Consider the following 19,016-nt stretch of genomic DNA (forward strand, 5'->3'; position numbering starts at 1 on the left):
ATATCATTTTGTAAATAAATACTATTTTTATCCTTTTTCACATGCCATATTATCGTAATTTAACTCTGTGGACAGTGACGAATACACCTCATCAATAAATAAAATCGGCTCATGCTGACCACATTCACCTTCTATGGTTCATATGGCACAGTGAGTATCATAAATTTTTGTTGCTTATTGGCTATAAAATTTATAAGGACGCCCATGGGGTTCTTGTAACTAAGTCGCTAGTAGGGAGTCATTTCTACATCCCAATTACAAAGAGAAAAATCTACCATCGCTCCCGAACACAGGACATAATTCGCACGTCACACATATCAATTTTTAATAAAACAATCAATAGATTAACGTATTTTCTTGATGGATATATAGCTTTCAGGGCCACCATTTTAGGAACTAGCTTTTTCTTACTTAAATGATTTTGTAGGTGGCAATTAATGGAATTTGTATGTCATGAATACGCAAAGTCTAACCAATCATCCGCACAATCCAGCCTTCGGCAACCAAAAGAACGATTTTAATACGGTCACTACTTACTCACTCATTGCGAGTCGTATAAGCATCAAAAAGGTATGTCTTTGGTCTGACGTCACATGAATTGTCATATCGCTTAGCGATAGTTTAGTGTGAGCCAGAAATCAAGCAATTTCAATGACGATTGGTATATTTTCATTTTTTTCTAACGTTAAATGCTTTTCCAATAATTGCCGCGTAAGCTATACAAGACTCTAAGTTTTTTTCACTAGCGAATTCAATTAAAAAACGTCCGATTTCTTCATAATTAAATCCATTTTTTATTATTTTTGAGGTTATTTTATCTAAATCCAACTCTTCTTCATTATAATTTTCAACATTATTAAATGCAGAAATTTGTTTTTTTTCTATGTTAGAAGAAAATAAATCATCCTGCTTACTAAGAATAGTATCAGATAGGTTAATTTGATTTTTATTTATATTTAAATCTAGCTGACTGAATTTAGCATCAGGAATTTGGTCTAATGATATTAGCTCAAGTTTGGAGTTTTTACTTTTTATTAATATAGTTTGACCAAACTCTAATTTCACCCACCTCCAATTGTGAGTTTTATTCTCCCAAATTTGGTTATTAATAGGTTCGGCTTTCCCTAATCCTTTGACAACTAAATCAGCATCATTTATACCTAAAGCATCACTCTGTGTTTGCGGAGCATTCCATTTGTTTAAATCAGGGTATGAGAAATATTTTTCATTTTTTCTAAAAGAAATATTAGATAGACGAATAGCTTCTTGAATTATGTAAGATTTATCTTGAATATCCCATGTTGGTGCATCATTATAACATCCTATAATAGCCCCAGCCATACTGGCTATAGTATCTGTATCTGTACCTAATTGATTTACACAAATAAGCATAGTTTTATATGGGTCCGATTTATGACAAAGGTGACTCAATATACTACTAGCTAATGCTGTATTTGTAGATGCTCCTCTACGCTGTTCCTTGTCGCAATCTAACTTATTAATAATAAATGAAAAAACCTGATCTAGTTTTCCTGAGCTAGGTAATGTATTTATAACTAAATCTAAATAGTCTACAGTTTCTTCTTTTATGCGAATGATTTCTGAATATAATCTTTTTCCACTTGTTTGTTCCCATGTAGGCAACCAAAAATTTTTTAGTTCATAATTATTATTGATAGCATCATTAATTAGAGAGAAATCATCAATGAAATATTTCATTTCACTAAAATTAGCAGCCCTTCCATTAATTAATGAAAATTGCAATGCATTAGCATGAAATATAGCCCCACATATTGCTAATAAATGACCATGTGTGACTATGCTATCCATCACAACAGACATAATGTATTCTTTTTTTTCTAAATTTATACAACTCCATACATGGGGTTGTATACGCATTGCCGTTCCATTCCCTCCTGATTCTGTATATTTTATGCTTTTACTATCATAAAAGTTTGAAAACCAATTAGTGTCCTTTTTGACAAGATTTTTTGCAGCTACTTTACTCGCTCGCCCTGCTCCTAAAGCATAAGAAAGCCAGACAGGAAGTTCTATTTTTGCAAAAGATTCAATATCAAATTGTCCATTCGATCTAATGGATCTTGATACTGCAAGCCTCAGTTGTGTATCATCAGAGTAAGTTCCAGATGGCAGGTGTACATTGACACCAGAATACCCACCTATCTTACGTTCCCAACTTGTAGGCATTTGCAAAGAACTTCTTTTTATACGTCTTTTTAATCCATTACTATCAACTAACTCTGAAATCCAGCCAAGAGCGTCACCAACAGCAGCCCATAGAGCTGAATTTACTATTTTTTGTGTATGTGATGGTAAGTTCATTTATTCCTCTTGACTTTTATGTATTTGGTATTCCCAAAAATTTATTAGGCATTGTTTCAATTTCTACACTGCGAATACCTAAACTGCATAATGTTCCATAAACTGAAGCTTCTTGCTCTGGACACTGAGTATATATTTTTTTTAAAAAATTTAAGCTCAGCGGATTAGGGTATAGTACTTCGGCTTGTTCGCAAGTTGTTAAATGTTTAGCTCTACCTTCTCTATATACAACGTTACTATTCCATCTAACAATTTGTGCGTCATACATCGCCTGTAAACCCGATAATCCCTTGTTTCTTTTTACTGATGTATAAATATTGTTAGTAGTCGTAAAATAAACATTATCGTGTGTCAAAATGATAGGATCAAAAGACATAATGCACCACCATGCATCATGCTCATGGAACCATCGTTGTGCAGCGTTGAAATAGTGTGTATTTATTTCACTGATAGAAAGATTAATAAAATCAAGCCAATTCTCGTCTTTGTTAAAGGTTTTTTCAGCTTCTTTTCTTTCTTTTGATACAGGTGATGCGATATAGCTCAAATATTGCTCTTCACCAAGTGCTTTTCGGGATAAAACCCTTTGCTGGCTTGCACAACCAGTTAATCCTTTAACTGTAGTAAAATGTAATATTTCAGTAATATTTTTCTTAAGGATAAAATCATTTATATTCATTTACAAAATAACCTTATCAAAATAATCGTTCGAAAAATAATCAATTAAGTTCGATTTTTCTGATTCCTTGTAACCAATAATTACTGATTCTCTCGCTCGACTGATAGCCATGGCTAACAATCGCCTTAATTGTTGATTTTTATCATCATTACCATAGTGAGTATTTTCGTTATTAATCCCGAGTATAATTATATGATCAAATTCAAGCCCTTTCACAGAATTCATGGTAGACAATGCGATATTCACATTTCCGATAGGCCATTCCTTGTTCTTGGTCATAACACTATATTTAAGATTATGTATAGTTAACTGACGCTTGACTTCATCAAACCAACCTCCCCCCCTAGGCTTGAGAAAAGCGACAGATTCGTTATCTAAATTGACATGACTTTTTATATAATTTACAGCATATTCAAGTTGTTTCTTATATAATCCTTCACAGATAATAGGTTTTCTACCATGCTTCGTTGCTTGAGATAAATCACTAATACTCCCATCATCATCAATAGTTAATCCACTGATGAGAGAAGAGGCGAATTTTGCAATTTCAATCGTATTTCTGTGATTTTCTTTCAACTTATGATAAATAGCCTTACTCATGTCTAACCCTGTTTCTATCCATGTAAACCCCCGTGGGTACAAGCGTTGGATTGTGTCAATGACAAAAGTTAAGTAATAGTCTGGGGCTAAATGAGCTTGAATGACCCTAATTTGATTAGCTGAGAAATCTTGAGCTTCATCAACAATAACAATGTCATAACCTAGACAATTGACATTTAACATTTTTTCACACTGAGTGTACCAGTCATCGAGCATAATACTGCTTATCCAATGATTATAATCATGTATAATATCTATAAGCTTCTGTCTAGTATCCCTTGTTACCTGCGGATATATTCCTCGACCAGTTCGTTCAATTGTTAAGTAATCATTAATATTTTCCGATAAAAACCTTCCTCTTATATAATCTATTTCATCTAAAATAAAACTTATATCATAACCAAGAGAATTACATTTATTTCTAAAGTATCCCTCACGACATGAGTCTGAAATAAGGTTATTCCCTAAATATTGTACCACCCAATTCGAGAAAGTATCATTTTCGACTACTACATCAATAGGAATTGATCCATTTTTTATGCTTAACTCTATCAATTCGTCAATATATCCTGCTAGAGTCCTATTGAAAGATAAAACAAGAGCTTTAATCGGTGAGTTATCTCCATTCATATTTCTTCTGCGAACAAGCGTATTCACCATGGCAGTTAATCGTAGTATTGCACTCGTCGTTTTACCACTACCTGCCGCCCCTCTAATTACAACGATACCTGTTGTTGTACGACTAACAATCGGTAATTGCTCTCTTGTAGGTTGATGATTAGATAATAATTTCAATGAAAAATACCTTTACATGATTAGATTAATTTTCGTTAGCCTAGCAATTTTATACAAAAGTATTTGTGACTTATCTTACATAATATAATTTTATCATTTGGGTTTTTCATAAAATTCATCACATAATGTTTTTGATTGGTTCTTTCTATAAATTGAGTGTAAATATCTCCCAACAATATATCTTTCTTTAAAAAAACTTTTTATTATGGGAAACAATCCAATTTCACAGGTACTGTGCTTATAATCTATCTGAAGAATTAATCCAATACATAGACTTTATTATCATGGTTCAGTCAAAAAAAACCATACTGAAAAGATAGTAATTAAAATAATCGATAACCCTCTTCTTTTCTAACTTGAAAAGTTGGATAAACCACTCCCATTGTAAAATAGCAGAAGCATGTTTTTAATGGAGTTAAATCTAATTAATACAATAGTATTGTTTATGACCCCAAAAAAATCAGTTTCTGCTCAATTATGAGAAAGTTGATTGAAGAGGGAAACAACAACCACGCTTCGATGTTTATTTAATGTTTTGTAAAAATCAATAAATCACATCGTACTGATTTAATTCATCAATAGAGAATTTATTTACAGGGTATTAATAGAGACTAGTTAAGCCCCCGTGAAATTCAGTTTCAAACCCAGTGCTTTTGATATTTTATATACCGTATTAAATGATGGGTTGCCTTCACCGGACAATGCCTTATATATCCCTTCCCGGCTTATCCCTGATTCTTTAGAGAGTTGGCTGATATTTTTTCTTCTGGCAATATTACCTAACGCTTTAAATAAATATTTTGTATCGTTTTCTTCAATAGCGGCATTTAAGTAGGCCTGAATATCTTCTTCCGTTTCCAAAAACTCTACAACATCAAATTTTTTTGGTGCTGATTTCATTTTAAAATCCCCATTCTTTCGCGAGTTGTTTGGCTTTTTTTATATCTGCCTGCTGGCTGCTTTTATCCCCGCCACAGAGTAATAATATGATTTCATTATTTTTGTTAGCAAAGTAGACTCGATAGCCTTGCCCGTAGTGTATTCTGAGTTCCGATACCCCACCTCCCACCGGTTCAACATCGCCAAAATTACCCTCTTCCATTCTTTCAACCCGAATTAAGATTTTGGCTTTTGCTACTCGGTCTTTTAAGGATTTTAACCACTTTTCAAAATGTTGTGTCCTTTCAATGGTTATCATGCTCCCCTCCTGAAGCACTATCATTATTGTAGGTAAATAACACGGCGTGTCAACCGTAGTTAACACACCAGCGCCACCAGCAATAAAAACGTATTATACACTTCGTCTTTCAAGCCGCCTCTTTGTTGGCTGTGATGCAACTTGAAATCCATTACGTATTACCCGGATCAGACAGGTCTAAACTCCGCTTCGGTCAACAACATAATTTTGCCGTAGCCGAAGGCAATCTGAACGGGCTTCTCCAACAAACCGGTTTCCGTTAACCAGTCGCCCGCCAGATACAGCTCACCATTATCACGCACCCAATCAATGCCCTGATAGAGATCGCTTTCCGCCGTCTCGGGCAGAGGAACCTGATCAGGCTCTGCCACGGTGAGCATCAACCCGTTTTTATATTGCTGGATATGAAACAGGGTATTCGGCGTAAACCCCATCTGTTGCATATCTTCACCGCTTAAGACACATTCCGGCAGTTCAGCGTTTTCAGTCGAAAAATGAAGTTTCATCGGTTCCTTCTTGGTTTAATCAGTCAAATAAAATGCGAGTCGCTTCGCAAAAGAAAAATTTTGCCCGTGAAACGCAAAGTACCACTCACTCAGGGGGAGTTCAATATACGCTTTTGATTGATAATACAGGGTATTATGCGTTTATTTCGGCAGTTTTTTCGTTAATTTTCCGGGAAATTGCCGCAACCAGTGGGCCACGGCGATATCATCCCATTCCCCTTCATTCAGGCTTTTTAAACAGTGCCACAGTTCATGGAAATTTTGGCTGGTGATAATCAGGCAGCCCGGCATCACTCTGATTTTTAACGGATCGTTAATGGAAAACCCCGCTTCCAGTAACCATTTTCCGCTTAAGTTGATGGCCGGCGTCGTGCGGTTAAGTCCCTTGGGGCGGTAAACCACTTTCTGATAACGTTCGGGTTGGGAAATTTTGTAAATGCAGAGGCCTGCAGTAGAATGCGTGTCAGCCATAATAACTACCTTAATTAGTTGTTGTGGTTAGCGGTTTTATCGTGTCTCACCACGGTAAAGCCGCGTCGAAATGTCACCGCCCACTCTATCCCCCGCTCAAATAACATACCACTGGCAAAAATCACCTTTGCAAAGCGGCTCGCAAAATAGCGACCGGAATGAAAATGTGTACACTATTTGCACTATTATTTATATTGTAGTAATGTTCCTATATTGTGAGTTCAAACAGGAGATACCGCCATGACCATCACGACCCTCTCCAGCCGGGAACTGAATCAGGATGTGACCCGTGCAAAGAAAGCCACCAAGAACGGTCCCGTCTTTATCACCGATCGCGGCAAGCCAGCCCATGTGCTGTTGAGCATTGAGGAATACCGACTGCTGACCAAACAGCATCGCAACATCGCTGATTCACTGGCAATGCCGGGCGTTGCGGACATTGAGTTTGAGCCACTGCGCGTGACTATCGAAACCCGTCCAGCGGATTTTTCATAATGTACGTGCTCGATACCAACGTCGTGTCCGAACTGCGAAAAATTCGGGCCGGGAAGGCCGCGCCAAACGTAGCAAAATGGGCAGAAAGCGTCGATGCTGCCGATCTCTTTGTTTCCGCCATTACCATCATGGAATTAGAGCTTGGTGTGTTGTTGATCGAACGTAAGGATGCAACGCAAGGAAGCCTGCTGCGGGCGTGGCTGGAACAACATGTCCTGCCGGAATTCGCTGAACGCACGTTACCCGTGGATACCGCCGTGGCACAACGCTGCGCCCGGTTGCATGTGCCTGACCGCGCCAGCGAGCGGGATGCGCTGATTGCGGCCACCGCCCTGGTGCATGGAATGACAGTGGTCACACGTAATGTCGCCGATTTTCAGTCCACGGGCGTCACCATCCTCAATCCGTGGGAATTGGGCGAATAATGATGATTGGCCAGCTGGCGTTATCGGATTAGGGGGAACGCTATTTGAGATCCTTCAGCCTGTCATTCAGTCTTTCAATCGCCTGCGTGTTTTCTGCCAGGGTCTGCTGATAACGCGCATCGGCTTTGGCCCGCTCATTGAACTGTGCCTGTAAGCGCCGCCCGGTTTCCGCATCCAGAAAATGATCCCGACTGGCGTTCACTATCCAGCGGGTATCATTGGACACAGAGCCGCTGACCAGTGATGTCCATTCTGAAACCGTGCCCGATTTATCCACCAGCCGTGCCCGGAAGTAAAGCTTCTCCCCTGCCGCCAGCCCCTGTAACGTATGGGTGCGTTGCGGATAGGGAATATCAGCGAACTGCAGAGTGTCATCATGCTCTCCGCTGGAGTTATAGCAAATTTCCGTTTTCAGCAGGCTATTCTTTGGCTTAACAAAGTCCCAGTCCAGCCGAATACCAAACAGTAACGGCGTGGTTCGCAGGGACTGCGGCTCTGACAATTGGACTTTGGGGCTTTCCAGCCGGGTATCCTGCATAACCCAAAGACTGGAGATGGCGGCCACATTAATCGCCCTGACCCGCACCTGATAATGTCCGTCATCCGCATTCGGCACTTCAAGGCTTCGTGCCGCTATCCGGGGTGACGTTATCCAGTTACCATTGTCTTTGCGCCATTCGACTTCATAGGCCACGGCACTGGCGGCGGCCTCCCATGAGATCCGCAATGTGGTGGTGATAATATCCTGATTCAGCGAATAATGACGGTCGATAAGCACATTCCCCGGTGCCGGCTGAACGCGGGGTGGGATGACGGTGACGGGGCGTTCATCAACACGGGTATTGCTGTCAATCAGTACATATTTATCAGGATTGTGTTCAACCGCCGTGATATCAAATGACACACCGTCTTCGCCTGCTTTGATGCCTGTCACCCGAAAGGGTTGATCCACTCTATGGCTGGATTCAATGGCCCAGACTGCCCCCACTTCCGGTGGCTCTGAATAGCGCCAGCCACTGCTGCTTACGGACACTTCCTGTCCATTGATCGCCGCAATGCGATCTCGCCCGATCTTCCCGGCAGGCAGATTAATGACAAGCCAGTCATCCACTTTTGCCGACGGCACCCGATCCAAAATGATAAGATATCGCCCCGGCACAGCCTGAATCCGCCCACTCTTACCCACGCCTGACAACAGGTTATCCGACACACCAATCAGATAACCCGGTAGGGGAATATGCCCTTCCAGTCCCACAGTGAAATTCACAGTCCGGTCATGTTCATTGGTGTGCAGCACCCATTTACCACGCCGGATGGCTTCACTCTGACGGGTACAACCGATGGCAGTGATATCAGCCTGCCGGATACCATAGCGGCGTATCAGACGCGGTTCAAACACCGGTTCGATGGCATCCTGATAACCGTTCTGTGGATCAGACCAACTCACCATGGCCGTAGAGTAATGGGTTTTCTCACTGGCACTGGAATAGGTAAATTTGCCATCACGCACATTGGCGCAGGTAAAGAGATAATCCACATCCCTTGGCATATCCGCCAGCACATTCATCGTGTTATTAGCCCAGAACGTCATCCCCCGGAAGATCCCCGCAATATCACGCAACACGGCCCAGGCCTCTTCCTGTGACTGAATATACACATTGCAGGTGAAACGCGGCTCTTCGCCGCCTTCCCCATCCGGTACTGTCTGATCACAATATTGCGCGATGCTGTACAGATCCCATTTTGCCAGAGTCAGGTTTTCTGCTTTCACCCGGGTACCGATACTAAACCGATCATTCATCATCAGGTCATACAACACCCATGCCGGGTTGTCGCTCCATGCCCATTTGAACGTGCCATCCCAACTGCCCACATAACGGCGATGACGCTCCGGATAATAATTGGTGGGCACCCGGATAATACGCATTTTGGGTTCACAGGTGATTTGCGGGATATGGCGGAACTGTTTGGCATCAAACTGAATAAATAACAGGGCGGTTTCCGGGTAACTGAGTTTGGCATCGATGACATCAGTGATGGCTTCCACCATCATCGCATCCGCAATCCGGTTGCTGTTCTGTTTTGGCGTCAACCGACGCAGGCGCACCTGCCAGCCCGAATGGGCAGGGGGTAAATCCACCCGATGGGAACGTTCGTATTTTGTGGTGGTTTTGCCATCCACGGCGGTTTTCAGAATTTCCTGAAACGCACCGCCATCCGTGGCGAGGTCAATGGCATAGTCAATGCGATAGCCTACGGTATCCCCGTTCTCTTTTTGCCGCTGCAACTGAGGCCACGATAACCGCAGGCGAACCGCTGACAGTTGCGTATTGGTCACCGTTGTTACCCATGAATTGACCAGTTCGGCACTGACGGTGCGGGCATTTTCAACCGCAGGCATTCCGGGGATATACGCCTGATGGGGTGTGCCGGGGCGGAACTCCCATTTGACCCCGTCAAAATTGGGTCTGCCGTGGATATCACTCAATGGCGTGTTATCCAGAAAAATGCGACTGCCATCCAGATCACCCGCAAATTCGCCTTCGCCCAGAGCAAGGATAATCCGGGTATAGGCAGTGGATTGCAGGGAATCCGGGGCTTCCACCGGTGTACGGGGCTGCTGGCGACCGCCTTTATGCCCCTGAATGGGCGGCTTGTTCATCTGTCATCCTCAGAATATTATTGTTGATCTTCCGCGTAGATACCCGCTGAAATGATGGCGCCACCAATACGGCGTCTGCCGTAGCCGATGGGCACCGGATTCCCCTGTGCCACGGTATTCACTGGTCCCCCGAACGCATAGGACGGTTTATTGTCAGGATCTTCACGCCGGGCCAGCCCGCCGGGGGCGGGCGACAGCATCTGCACCACCCCGCCCAGCATCATGCCAACCCCGGACATGATCATCGGTGCACCAAACGGGGTTGCCCATAAAAATGCACCGGCCACCACCAGTACCGCCCCCAGAATGGTCTGAAACACACCGGCGTTTTTGCTGCCGATAATCAGCGGGGCAATGCGGATATCCGCTTCACCGGGAAAGCCCAGTTCGTCACGCAGGAGATTGCGCTGGCCGCTGAACACGGCAAAGGTGAGTCCCTGCGCTTTGGCCGTTAACAGAAAACGTTCAAAGCCGTCAAGCAGCACCGACAGTGCCCGGATCGCTTCCTGTGGCGTAGAGACCGCCAGTTGATGCACCCGCCCGAAACGGGTGCCGAGTACGCCGTATAACCGGATAGTGCGGCATGTATTCATGCTATAACCTCATAAAGTCGATGAAAGCGCATGGCGCAGCGTGATAATGGTGCGCTCCTGCCAGTAGCCGTGATAGGGTTCCCGCTTACTGAGCTGCCCGTACAGATGGTGCAGCATCAGACTGTTCCCCAGATAAATAGCTGCATGATTGGGTTCATTGGCCTGCACCTGCATAATGATCACATCCCCGGTCTGTAATTCACCGCGACACGCGACAAATCCGGCAGCGGCATACTGTTTCATATACAAATTTTCCCCCCGAACCCACCAGCTATCGGTGCGTTCAAAATCCGGGAGTGCTATCGCCCGTTCCAGCCGGTACCAGTCCCGTACAATGGCATAACAATCCCAGATACCGTGTACGAACGGGCGACCTATTAAGGGCTTAATGCCTGCCGTTGGCATCAGGGTACGGAGATCCCCCTCCGGCCACGACACAATCACCCAAGGCGTTTGTGACAGGTCACACTGGGCAATATCCAATTGGCTCGGCTGTGTGGTCGCATCAGGGTGGCTGTGAACAATGGCAATAATCGTGCCTTTATCTTCGGCAACCGCATAATCCTCAGCATGCATATGAAACTGTGCCGTGGGTGACGGCGCGGTGTTACGACAGGGAAAATAGCGTTGCCGACGGGGCTGTTGAATAATCAGCCCACAGCACTCATTCGGGTAAGTGGCCTGAGCATGCGCCATGATGGCGCGGGTCGTGTATTTTCGCAGGATTGTCATGATTATCGCCTCAGCAACGCCGAACCGGGAAATCCGCCAAACGGCAGTTGTTCCGTGTCACCAAACCGTTTTTTACAATCACTCATCAGTCCCCCACAGGCATCCGCCGCCGGATCATCGGTCGGCTTGCCTCTTTCAGTGAAATATCGGGTACCGGTGTAACCACACGGTGACTGGCGGTACTGTCCGCGTATGCACCACGTACACAGGCTGTGAATTTGCCGGGTCGGAATTTTAATCCCCTGTAAATCAGCCGGGGAAGAAAGGGAAAACTGGATACTTTGGTTATCTTCCTGCGTTTTGCTGTCGATGTAGAAAACATCGATTTTTTCCTGTGTCGGATCGGCTTGCGGGTTGCCGTCGGGGAAATTGCGGGCATCCAGATAATGGGCAAAGGTCATGCGGATCGTGACGCGCGCCTGCACCATATTTTGATACGCCAGACACAACGCACTGAGTGAACCGTCCAGATTGGCCACATTGAGAGTCGGTGTTACCGCCCGGCCATCGCCGGTGATTTCCAGTCCTTCAATGCTGACCGGCCACGGTTTGTATTCGACACCCTGCCACCAGAGGGATTTCACCGGCAAGCTATCTGCCCTTTCCAGTTCGGCCTCGGTGTAAGCGATCGGATGATTGTGAAAATACAGAACTGGCCCATCAAACAGGGAACCGTCAACGGCAAACAATAAAACTTTGCTCCCCGGCTCAAGTCGCTGGAGAGTGGCATGGATTGTCATGGTCAAACCTCTTAAGGGTGATAAACGCGAGTCAGGGTCACGGAAAGGGTGAAATAAGTACCATTGGCCTGAACAGTGAATTTTCCGGCCTGATACAAACCTAATTCAGATAACGGATTACGCCATTTAAAGGCACGCCAGCCCTGATGCTCCTGCAAAAAAGCCATCACAGGTTTGACTTCTGACAATGTACCGATAAAAGATAATGGCCAGCTTTCACGCTGGGTATTGATCCCATCGCCTGACGTTTGTTGATAGCCATCACCGAACTGGACGGTGCGCACCACCGGTTCAAATTCTCCGGTAGCCCCCACTCTGGCAGGAAAATCAAAGGTTTTTATCATCATCGACCGCCTTTAATCGCCACACTGAGTTCCCCGCCCTGACGTAAACTTTTATGCAGCAAAAACCGGAATCGCTGATCAACAAATTTCGCAATATCCTGTCCCGCTGATTCAAAGCCACTCGTGGTTTTGGCTTCGTGATTTCCATCAGAATGGATCACAATACTGACATGGTTGGTGGTCTGATGACCCGTACCGCCCAATGCCTGTACACCCAGCTTACCGTCTGAACCCCGCTTTAAGGGCAGAATGGCCTCCGGACCGGCTTCGCCCATCACGCCGCCCCCGTTGGCAAACTTAAACAAGGTTGGGCTGCTGACAATCTGCCCGCTGTACTGACTTAAATCAGCAGATCGGTAAATCCCGCCTTTGGCATTCATGATGGGACTTTTCCACACATCCGGGGTCAGGGTTGTGCCAGAACCGACCGAGGACAGTCCGCCGCCCGTTGAAGACAACGCACTGGCTCCCGTGCTGCCCATTGCGCCACCAAAGAAACCAGAGATCGCTTTGGTTATCAGTGCCTGTACCGCAATCCGGATCAAATCCTGAATGATGGATTGTGCCAGTGAAGCTGATAACTCACGCATGGATTCTGAAAAGGACTGAGTCCCTGTCAACATACCGGTTAAGGCGTTACCGGTGCGTTGCTCGACCACATCCAGCAGATCCATCTGCATTTTCTGGAAATCTCCCTGCGAGGCGTATAATTCCTTGGCAGCAGCAAACTGGGCATCTTTCGCCCGATAGGTCGCTGCTGTCATTAACTGCTCATGACGTTCTTTACTGATAAGACCATGACGATAATAGCTATCATAGAGGGCGGCCTGCTCTGCAAGCTGGTTTTGCAGTTGCACAACCGGATCGACCTCACCCGCCATATCCAGACGCGGGGCGGCAATCTGTTTCGCCTGCTCGGACAGTTTGTCTTTCACTGAAGTCTGATACAGGGTTTTGCTTGCTGACAGATACTCCTGCTCAGTCAGTAACCGGGCATCATAAAGAGCCTTGAGAGCCTGATTTGCTTCTTTTTCCTGACGAACAAGGGCTTTCGCCGGCGCATATTTTTCGGCCAGCTCTTGCCGCTGTTTTTGGTGATTTTCGGTGTTAAGGGTTCTCAGACGCTGAATGTCCTGCTGGGAAACCAGACCGGATTGACCGATTTTATCCAGTTTTCGCTGGACGTCCTGTTCACTCAGGCTAATGCGCCCCAAACTGGTCGTGTGCGCCGTTTCAATATCGAAACGCAACTGACGATACTGATTCAGAATTGGGGTGTTTTTTGCTTTCTTATCATCATCTGCACCGCGGCCTGTCCACGGATTTCCCGTGCCACTGCCACCGGTGTTATCAGGCAGGGGCTTAGGCTTTTCACCGGCTTCCAGCGCGTTCAAGGCCGCCTGAGCTTCTTCCAGCTGTTTCTGATGAACTGCCCGTTTTTTAAGGGCTTTTTCGTATTCCGCCTCGGCGTGTATCACGTCTTCCCGTGCTTTCGTTTTGTTGGCCCACAGGCCACCGAATCCCACACCGGAAACAATATTTTTCTTCCCCTGCAAATCCAGCCATATCTTGTCTGTTTCTGCTTTTTGTTTATCTAATGCATCTCGGTAATTCAGAATTTTAGAGGACAATTCAACCTTTGAGAGCTGCATTAGGGCATCTTTTGTTTCGAGTACGGCATCCTTTAAATTGGTTGCACTGGCGCGCGCCTCTTGCGCCCGTTGATGGAAATAATAGAGCGCAGAGCCTGCCAGCATCGCGGCACCAAAGGGCCCACCAATCATGGCAAGCGCACCACGGGCAAATCCCCCGGCGGCAGATAATGCCCGATAGGAATAAGAAAGCCGACGATTAGCCGCTTCAAGTTGACCTGCTGCCTGTGTTTGCAATTTGAGGGCGTCGGTTTCCTGCCGGATCAGCGTGCTTTTTTCTTTCGAGTAATTGACGGAAAGGCTATGCAAACGATTTGTTCTTTCCAGATAGTGAATATGCTTGCCCTGTGCTTCCGTTGAACGCAGCGTGGCATGGGCTTGTTCCATCGTCCGCTTTGCCGTTTCGGCCTGCTGTCGGGCAACATCACGCGCTGCTTTTTCGGTGGCTCGCCATGCCGTTATATTTTCACGCAGTCCCGCAGTCAGCTTCGTTGCCATCACAGGAATTAACGTATGCAATGCCACACTGGCGACCAGATTAAAGTTTTCGGACAATGTATTAATCGCGCTGGTGGCATTTTGCACCCCGGTACGCAACGGACCATCGGCACTCTGCCCGATTTTAATTGCCATTCCCTCAAAGGTACTGGCTAACACCTCCAAATCCGCACCAAGGTTATTAGCACGAGCACCTGCCTGCTCATAAGCAACCTGCGTTCCAGTCAGGGCTTGAGTCAGCTCTTCCAATTTCTCCCGTCCAGTGACTAAGTTAGACGCTGCACTGACATTTGCCCGCCCGAATAATTTCACTGCCTGGGCGGTCGAGAGGTTTTTGCCTGCCAGAGTTTCCAGTGCTGACGACAAACCAACAATCGAAGGTTTCAGATTTTTATCAGTGGAACGCTCCAGCGCCAGTATCATGTTACGCATGGCTGTGCCCGCTTCGCCGCCTTTAATACCGCGCTCCGCCAGTATCTGAATAGCTGCGCCTAACTCTTCAAAGCTGATCCCTGATTGTGCTGCTGCGGTACCCCCATTTTTAATGGCCTGCGCTGTTTCGTTGATTTCGGAAGCACCGTATTTTGCCCCAGCCGCCAGTACGTTAATAAAGCGGTCAGCCTGCTCTGCACTGGCACCGAATTGATTAAGTGATAACGCCAGTGCACGGGTCGCATCCGGTAAATCAATACCGGATGCCTGCGCTAGTATTACCGCTTTTTCGGTTGCCAACGTCAGTACCTCGGTACTTTTCAGCAGTTCTGGCTTGGCTGAAGCCATCAGTTTAAATGCCTCGGCAAGGCGGGTTGCGCCGAATTCAGTCGTCCGTCCGATCCGTTGGGCATTTTCATCCAGCTTCTTTAACTGCTCGCCCGTGGCTCCGGTAATGGCTGATAAATCAGACAATGCCTGCCCATATTGTCGGGTATGGGAAATCAGAGTGCTCAGTGAAAAGCCCATACCTGCCAGCATCATTAACTGACCGGAGACAGACTTGATTTGCGAAGCCAGCGAACTGTAACTCTTTTTCACCTTGTTCGTATCTGCCACCGATTTATCGCTAAAGCGTTCAGACGCCCGTCCGGCATAACGGTAGGCATCCATTATCTGGGACTTAAACGCGGTGGCATTGACCAGCAAGCCGACCGTTAATGTCGATAAATTAGCCATAAATTAACCTAATAATTTCATCACCGCCTCACACTGGGCCTGCACCGAATCACGGGACGGCGAAACAGGCCGATTATCGGGCTGTTTGCGGTTTTTCAGTCGGTAATAGGCCTGCCATTCGTTCAGCGTGGCGGCGGGCAGAGACAGGATGCGATAGGGATCAATTTCGCCGAGCTGTTCAGCTAACGTGAAAGCAAAATGCAGCCACGGCGAGTGGGTCAGTTTTTTTCGGCCTCCTCCAGTGTGCCGATAGCGTGACGCTTCACCGTCTGAATGGCTTCAATCAGGGTGGCGTTATCGTGGATCGCCATTAACTCATCAGCGGTAGGCAAATCAGCCTTATCAATGGGTTTCCCCTTATCATCCACCAGACAATCCAGCACCATCTGGATATTCAGGCGGGAGGCCTCACGCCCGTTCCCGGCCTCACTGAACGTTTCCGCTTTTTCTTCCAGTTCCAGTAATTCCAGTGCCGTCATCCGGCGCAGGTTGATGTGGGTGCCAAACAGTGTCACTGACTTAATCTGCGGGCGTGGGGTGAGTAAGGCGGCTTTCAGTGCTTTCATTGGGTGACTCCTGTTTTGGTGTCGGCGATACCCCAGACGAGGTTATTTTGTTTGCCCTTGACGGTGATTTGGATCACTTCACTCGCCGGCGCGTTAATGTCGTTCATTTCCCAGCCGGACAGCGCCAGTACCATCGTCGCCGTGCGCTTATTCGGCAGGGCAATGTAAAACTGCACGGTGTCGCGCTTTTCCGCTGCATTCAGAAAAGACACAAAATCGGGATTCGCCGGATCATCGATAAAGCCGAGGGATTTTTCCGGCCCTTCCGGCATATCAGAAATAAACTGTTTGTTGGTATCCATCAGGGTGGTGCAATCGACAAAACTGCCGGTCAACCCTGTGGCACCGAGTGCCTTGCAGTTAATCAGTGGTTTCATCTGCGCCACACTGTCACCGGGTTTGCCAAATTTCACAAGTGTGCCCGCTGGCAATACAGCGTATTCTGGCGATGTTGCCATGATGTGTTCTCCTATTGACTGTACCCTGATAAGGCATCACGGATTTCCTGTGCAAGCACTTTAAGCACAGCGGTTTTGTTGTAGTCCAATGCCGGACGGATAAAGGGGTTTGGTACCTGCTTAATCGTGCCCATCTCCTGCGCCAGTGCTTTCATACGGTGGGGTTTTGTCGGCCCCACGGTGATCATCACCCCGCCTGGGTATTTTTTCGATTTGGTTGAACGGATCTGAATGGCCTCCCGCAGATGGGAACCCTCATTTTTTCGGTTATAACCGGCGTGGGCAGCCATATCTTCTTTAACGATTGCCATGGCAACTTTTCCGGCTTTGCGCAGGATGTGGGTCTGGAGATCACGGTCCAGTCCCTGCAATTTATGCCCCAACTCTGTCCATCCCGTTGTTTTTGCGGTGATCATGTCAGATGCTCCGTGTAAGTGATGATAAAGTCCCGTGTAATACGGTAACGCTTGCGGTTTTCCGTCAGTTCTTCTGCATTTTGGTACAGTGCGCCGCGCGTCACGGCCTGTACCGGATAGTGTCCGATAAAACCGTGTTGCACCAACTCCCATGCTGAGCAAATTTTACCTTCCAGATTAAGGGCTTTTTTATAGTCATGCAGGATGAGACTGACTTGAAAGCGAGCCTCGATGAGTTGTGTGGCCGCCAATCCAGAATTGAATTTCGCGTCACTGATACGCTGGTAGGTCACGCCCTCTAACACGCTGGACGGCAGTATCAGCGGATAGACAGGCAGCCCGGTTAATCGCGTTAAATCGGCTTGAAGTTCAGGTTCTATCATGACGAATATCCGCCTCCGTGGTGATAACGGCACGGTCAGTGCGATTGCGGTCGACGGCGCGAACGGTAAACAGCCGTCCCTGATGTTCAACCAACCAATCAGGTTCAATGTCTTTTCTTGGCCTGACGATAAATTGTTGCACCTCGATCACCTGTGGCTGATCAGCCGTGCGGATTTTCCGGTGGGACAGAGCTTCCGCCCGTGCCCAAGTTTCAGTGACATAGGCTCGCCCAATGATTTCCGCACCCAGATCATCACGGTTTTTGACAGGGCGGAACAGTTTAATGCGATAGCGAAGTGAGCCGGCTTTCATCAGCATTCTCCTATAGAGGAATAAAACGGTAAGGTTCCAGCAACGCTTTAAATCCGGTGGGTAAGGCTTGTGCCTCCCGGTTTTCATACCAGTAACCGACCACCAGCATAATGGCCAGTGTCACATCGTCAGTCGCTAACAGACCGTCCGGATCATCCTCCGGCACAGCGTTCTCATACAGGCGGCGATTGAGGTAGCTTTCGGCCCGTTTAATGGCGGCGAGGGAATAAGTGTTTAATAAATCATCTTCGGTGTGATTATCACTGTCGATACGGCACTGCTGCCGAAGTAAGTCAAGGGTGGGAAAAGGCATGCCATCTCCTGATAAAGCCGATCACGCCTTGCTTTCTGGTGCTTTCAGCAGTTTCATCGCGTTGCTGTCCACCAGCAGGGAACCCACCCGCTTGGTGGTGTAGAAGTGGATAAACGGCTTGTGGGTGTACGGATCACGCAGCATACGTACACCCAGCCTGTCCAAAATGGTGTAGCAACGTTTAAAGTTACCGAACACCACCGGCACGGCACCGACGCCCAAATCCGCAAACTGTTCGTTTTCCGCGATACCGTAGCCCAGCAGCGCAGAGGGCTGTCCCAGTTGCAAACCCGGCTGCCACAGGTAATTGCCCTGACTGTCTTTCAGCGTGCGTACCTGAAATAACAGGTTGTTGTTCATCATGAATTTCGCCCCGTTGCGGTATGGCTTGCGCAGGGTGTAGATCAGTTTCAGGATGTCGTCTGCCGTGACCTCGGTGGGCTTTTTCAGCAACAGGTGCTGCAACGTACCCCATTGACGATCCTTGTCGTCCAGCGCTTCACTACCGTACGCCAGCAGGCCTTTTGGCTTGTTCTTGCCGTCGCCGTGGGTAAAAGCGCTTTCCTCCTGCTCAGCAAACTCCTGTGTCAGTTCAGTCAAACTTAACTACCACCTACTGAAGTAGGTGGGTTAGCGCACTTCGGTGCCGACGACTGAAAGTCGT

The 19,016-nt window shown here is 46.7% G+C and carries 21 protein-coding genes and 1 pseudogene; 2 read left to right on the top strand and 20 right to left on the bottom strand.

Annotated features, from left to right (window positions below):
• Positions 1-669 precede the first annotated feature (669 nt).
• The 7 genes from Xinn_RS07890 to Xinn_RS07920 all read right to left on the bottom strand — a co-directional run bounded on the left by Xinn_RS07890 (position 670) and on the right by Xinn_RS07920 (position 6,592).
• On the bottom strand, positions 670-2,343 hold the full coding sequence (locus Xinn_RS07890) for an ADP-ribosylglycohydrolase family protein (RefSeq protein ID WP_086955642.1): 1,674 nt from the start codon (positions 2,341-2,343) through the stop codon (positions 670-672).
• A 16-nt stretch (positions 2,344-2,359) separates the two neighbouring features.
• The gene (locus Xinn_RS07895) at positions 2,360-3,022 is read right to left on the bottom strand and encodes a DarT ssDNA thymidine ADP-ribosyltransferase family protein (protein WP_086955640.1); all 663 of its coding nucleotides are present in this window, start codon (positions 3,020-3,022) and stop codon (positions 2,360-2,362) included.
• On the bottom strand, positions 3,023-4,417 hold the full coding sequence (locus Xinn_RS07900) for a 3'-5' exonuclease (protein ID WP_086955639.1): 1,395 nt from the start codon (positions 4,415-4,417) through the stop codon (positions 3,023-3,025).
• A gap of 615 nt (positions 4,418-5,032) precedes the next feature.
• Positions 5,033-5,317 carry an addiction module antidote protein gene (locus tag Xinn_RS07905; RefSeq protein ID WP_086955638.1) on the bottom strand — a complete coding sequence of 95 codons (285 nt, stop codon included), beginning with the start codon at positions 5,315-5,317 and terminating at the stop codon, positions 5,033-5,035.
• A 1-nt stretch (position 5,318) separates the two neighbouring features.
• Positions 5,319-5,615 (bottom strand): type II toxin-antitoxin system RelE/ParE family toxin, encoded by a 297-nt coding sequence (locus Xinn_RS07910; protein WP_086955636.1) that lies wholly within the window; start codon positions 5,613-5,615, stop codon positions 5,319-5,321.
• Positions 5,616-5,782: 167 nt separating this feature from the next.
• Positions 5,783-6,121 (bottom strand): SymE family type I addiction module toxin, encoded by a 339-nt coding sequence (locus tag Xinn_RS07915; protein ID WP_086955635.1) that lies wholly within the window; start codon positions 6,119-6,121, stop codon positions 5,783-5,785.
• Positions 6,122-6,262: 141 nt separating this feature from the next.
• Positions 6,263-6,592, bottom strand: a complete 330-nt coding sequence (locus Xinn_RS07920) for a SymE family type I addiction module toxin (protein WP_086955633.1) — start codon at positions 6,590-6,592, stop codon at positions 6,263-6,265.
• Between the two features lie 240 nt (positions 6,593-6,832).
• On the opposite strand from Xinn_RS07920, the gene Xinn_RS07925 reads away from it, so the two are divergent.
• Complete coding sequence (locus tag Xinn_RS07925) at positions 6,833-7,087, top strand: type II toxin-antitoxin system Phd/YefM family antitoxin (RefSeq protein WP_086955631.1); 255 nt, start codon at positions 6,833-6,835, stop codon at positions 7,085-7,087.
• A complete protein-coding gene (locus tag Xinn_RS07930) occupies positions 7,087-7,512 on the top strand; it encodes a type II toxin-antitoxin system VapC family toxin (RefSeq protein WP_086955630.1) in 426 nt (141 codons plus the stop codon). The genes Xinn_RS07925 and Xinn_RS07930 overlap by 1 nt, the downstream gene beginning before the upstream one ends.
• Before the next feature lie 40 nt (positions 7,513-7,552).
• On the opposite strand, the gene Xinn_RS07935 is transcribed toward Xinn_RS07930, so the two are convergent.
• The 13 genes and pseudogenes from Xinn_RS07935 to Xinn_RS08000 form a co-directional block, all read right to left on the bottom strand.
• Complete coding sequence (locus Xinn_RS07935; protein WP_099137636.1) at positions 7,553-10,174, bottom strand: TipJ family phage tail tip protein; 2,622 nt, start codon at positions 10,172-10,174, stop codon at positions 7,553-7,555.
• 17 nt (positions 10,175-10,191) lie between these two features.
• Positions 10,192-10,767, bottom strand: a complete 576-nt coding sequence (locus Xinn_RS07940; protein ID WP_086955629.1) for a tail assembly protein — start codon at positions 10,765-10,767, stop codon at positions 10,192-10,194.
• 9 nt (positions 10,768-10,776) lie between these two features.
• Complete coding sequence (locus Xinn_RS07945; protein WP_086955627.1) at positions 10,777-11,499, bottom strand: C40 family peptidase; 723 nt, start codon at positions 11,497-11,499, stop codon at positions 10,777-10,779.
• 2 nt (positions 11,500-11,501) lie between these two features.
• Positions 11,502-12,239, bottom strand: coding sequence for a phage minor tail protein L (locus Xinn_RS07950; protein ID WP_086955625.1), 738 nt, complete (start codon positions 12,237-12,239; stop codon positions 11,502-11,504).
• 11 nt (positions 12,240-12,250) lie between these two features.
• Entirely contained in the window at positions 12,251-12,586 is a 336-nt protein-coding gene (locus Xinn_RS07955; RefSeq protein ID WP_244590166.1) for a phage tail protein, read from the bottom strand.
• Positions 12,583-15,903: a phage tail tape measure protein gene (locus Xinn_RS07960; RefSeq protein WP_086955623.1), complete on the bottom strand. Its 3,321-nt coding sequence runs from the start codon at positions 15,901-15,903 to the stop codon at positions 12,583-12,585. The genes Xinn_RS07955 and Xinn_RS07960 overlap by 4 nt, the downstream gene beginning before the upstream one ends.
• A gap of 218 nt (positions 15,904-16,121) precedes the next feature.
• Positions 16,122-16,469 (bottom strand): phage tail protein, encoded by a 348-nt coding sequence (locus Xinn_RS07970; RefSeq protein ID WP_086955621.1) that lies wholly within the window; start codon positions 16,467-16,469, stop codon positions 16,122-16,124.
• Positions 16,466-16,927: a phage tail protein gene (locus Xinn_RS07975; protein WP_086955620.1), complete on the bottom strand. Its 462-nt coding sequence runs from the start codon at positions 16,925-16,927 to the stop codon at positions 16,466-16,468. The genes Xinn_RS07970 and Xinn_RS07975 overlap by 4 nt, the downstream gene beginning before the upstream one ends.
• Positions 16,928-16,938: 11 nt before the next feature.
• A complete protein-coding gene (locus Xinn_RS07980; protein ID WP_086955618.1) occupies positions 16,939-17,343 on the bottom strand; it encodes an HK97-gp10 family putative phage morphogenesis protein in 405 nt (134 codons plus the stop codon).
• The gene (locus Xinn_RS07985; protein WP_086955616.1) at positions 17,340-17,726 is read right to left on the bottom strand and encodes a hypothetical protein; all 387 of its coding nucleotides are present in this window, start codon (positions 17,724-17,726) and stop codon (positions 17,340-17,342) included. The genes Xinn_RS07980 and Xinn_RS07985 overlap by 4 nt, the downstream gene beginning before the upstream one ends.
• A complete protein-coding gene (locus Xinn_RS07990) occupies positions 17,713-18,039 on the bottom strand; it encodes a phage head closure protein (RefSeq protein WP_086955614.1) in 327 nt (108 codons plus the stop codon). Before Xinn_RS07990 ends, Xinn_RS07985 begins: the two co-directional genes overlap by 14 nt.
• A gap of 10 nt (positions 18,040-18,049) precedes the next feature.
• The gene (locus tag Xinn_RS07995) at positions 18,050-18,352 is read right to left on the bottom strand and encodes a head-tail connector protein (RefSeq protein ID WP_086955613.1); all 303 of its coding nucleotides are present in this window, start codon (positions 18,350-18,352) and stop codon (positions 18,050-18,052) included.
• A gap of 21 nt (positions 18,353-18,373) precedes the next feature.
• Positions 18,374-18,955, bottom strand: a pseudogene (locus Xinn_RS08000) (phage major capsid protein); the annotation flags it as partial.
• Between the last annotated feature and the right edge of the window lie 61 nt (positions 18,956-19,016).

It is taken from the genome of Xenorhabdus innexi (assembly GCF_002632485.1).
GTDB classification, from domain to species: domain Bacteria; phylum Pseudomonadota; class Gammaproteobacteria; order Enterobacterales; family Enterobacteriaceae; genus Xenorhabdus; species Xenorhabdus innexi.